Below are 1,973 nucleotides of genomic sequence, written 5' to 3'. Positions count from 1 at the left end.
TACGTTTCAAATCCCACACTTGCGTGTTTCGCTACTTTGTCCGATCCGCTCTTTATTCAGGATCGTAGGTTCATCCAGTAGCATGGATGGCGGTATCAGAGCACCGCAGCTCTAGTTGGCGACTTCGTGTCGCACGGGGTATGGGAAGCCATACACATTATCGATGGCTTACTAAAAAATGCCTCAGAGGTGCAACCAAATATTGTTCACTCAGATACCCAGGGGCAGTCCTTACCAGTCTTTGCTTTTGCTTATTTACTTGGAATTCAGTTAATGCCGAGGATTCGCAATTGGAAAGATTTGAACCTGTATCGAGTTGATAAAAAAACAAAATATACCAATATTGATTCGATGTTTTGTGAGGCTGAAATTGACTGGGAGCTTTTAGAAAAACATTGGAAGGACTTAATGCAGGTCATCATCTCTGTAAAATTAGGAGGAGTATCTTCTTCCTTTATACTGTCCAAGCTTAATTCATACAACAATCAAAATAGGCTGTATAAAGCATTTCAAGAGCTAGGCAAAGTGATTCGTACGATTTTCTTGCTTGATTATGTGTCGAATAAAGAGTTAAGGCAAACAATCACGGCAACGACAAATAAAATAGAGTCCTACCATACGCTTGAGGACTGGATTAGATTTGGCTCAAGATATTTGGTTGCATCGAATGATCCCGATGAGATGGAAAAAGCCGTTAAGCAAAATGATTTAATCGCCAATTGCATCATGCTGCAAAATGTAATTGATATCTCTGATGTATGTCACGCTTTAATACAGGAGGGTTATACAATTACAGCAGAAGATCTGAGTCATATGAGTCCATACATAACGGAGCAAATTAAGCGCTTTGGTGAGTATGTACTTGATTTAGCGCGTCGTCCCGCAAATCTGTACCTAACAAGGGATAGAACTCTATTTAAAATAGATAGTGAAGTGGCGGAAGTTGCATAAATGGGCTACAATGTAGCTTATAAGGTGATGGAGATTATTATGACTGCAAATGCGGTTGTTCGAGCTAGAATCGATGGGCATATTAAAGAAGAAGCTTCTGCTGTGTTGGCCTCAATGGGTTTAACGGTATCTGATGCATTTCGTCTCCTATTAACGCGTGTGGCGAGTGAAAAGGCTTTACCCTTTGAACCTTTAGTGCCCAATCAAAAAACAATTGAGGCGATGAAAGAGGCTCGAAGAGGAAAATTACGCTCATTCAAAAGTATTGATTCTCTAATGGATGATTTAAATGCGGGGGATTGAAAAAACCACTCAATTTAAAAAAGACTATAAACGTGAAAAGAAGGGAAAATATAGAGAGGTTTTAGAAACTCTCTTTGTTGAGGTGTTGGTAGCTCTTGCAAATGATAATGAATTAGCAGAAAAGCACCGCGATCATGCTCTTACTAATAACTGGAGTGATCATCGCGACTGCCACATTATAAGCCTGATTTAATTCTTATCTATAGAAAACCAGATATAAATACGCTGCAACTGGTTCGACTTGGTTCGCATAGTGAACTTGGTATTTAGTCTGAAAGCTATTTCTATGACAAAAGGCTATAACCTATACTCAGTGAGGGTTATAGTCCGTTTTAAAAATGAAGTGACCCATTTGCACACGTATCCTGACTTCCCCCGAGGGTTAAGTATGGCACTGTTAGACAAAGTCGTAACGCTTGAATAGGAGGCCTCGGAGTTTGGTTTTCGATGGGAAACTACCGATTGTAGGTGTTCTGTGGAGCAACCCCCAAAAGTGGGCGTTGGCCCTAGGGGAGCAGTGGAACAGCCAACTCACTTAAGCAATTAAAATCATTAAAAACAATTGGTTATATTTACCTTAAAAAAGTTATTTGGAATAAAATTTCAATTAGTGTGGCTAAAATAGTGCTTTTTCTGTAATTATATATTACATATATACTTGGATTTGATCTGATTTATAGTCTTAAGTGGGTTGGCTGTTCCACTGCTCCCCATGGGCC

The 1,973-nt window shown here is 39.5% G+C and carries 3 protein-coding genes and 1 pseudogene; all 4 read left to right on the top strand.

Going from position 1 to position 1,973, the window contains the following annotated elements; all coding sequences use genetic code 11:
• Positions 1-117: 117 nt before the first annotated feature.
• A pseudogene (locus LDG_RS12195) lies at positions 118-951 on the top strand (Tn3 family transposase); the annotation flags it as partial.
• 39 nt (positions 952-990) lie between these two features.
• Entirely contained in the window at positions 991-1,254 is a 264-nt protein-coding gene (locus LDG_RS12190; protein ID WP_006871683.1) for a type II toxin-antitoxin system RelB/DinJ family antitoxin, read from the top strand.
• Entirely contained in the window at positions 1,241-1,447 is a 207-nt protein-coding gene (locus tag LDG_RS12185; protein ID WP_006871682.1) for a type II toxin-antitoxin system YafQ family toxin, read from the top strand. Before LDG_RS12190 ends, LDG_RS12185 begins: the two co-directional genes overlap by 14 nt.
• Positions 1,423-1,524 (top strand): type II toxin-antitoxin system YafQ family toxin, encoded by a 102-nt coding sequence (locus tag LDG_RS20835; protein ID WP_456085364.1) that lies wholly within the window; start codon positions 1,423-1,425, stop codon positions 1,522-1,524. The genes LDG_RS12185 and LDG_RS20835 overlap by 25 nt, the downstream gene beginning before the upstream one ends.
• Positions 1,525-1,973: the final 449 nt, after the last annotated feature.

The sequence above is a fragment of the Legionella drancourtii LLAP12 genome (genome assembly GCF_000162755.2).
GTDB classification, from domain to species: domain Bacteria; phylum Pseudomonadota; class Gammaproteobacteria; order Legionellales; family Legionellaceae; genus Legionella; species Legionella drancourtii.
This window is presented reverse-complemented; position numbering and strand designations above follow the sequence as displayed.

Excerpts from the sequence above, each read along its gene's own strand:
- LDG_RS12190 (WP_006871683.1), top strand. The coding sequence starts at position 991 with ATGACTGCAAATGCGGTTGTTCGAGCTAGAATCGATGGGCATATTAAA.
- LDG_RS12185 (WP_006871682.1), top strand. The coding sequence starts at position 1,241 with ATGCGGGGGATTGAAAAAACCACTCAATTTAAAAAAGACTATAAACGT.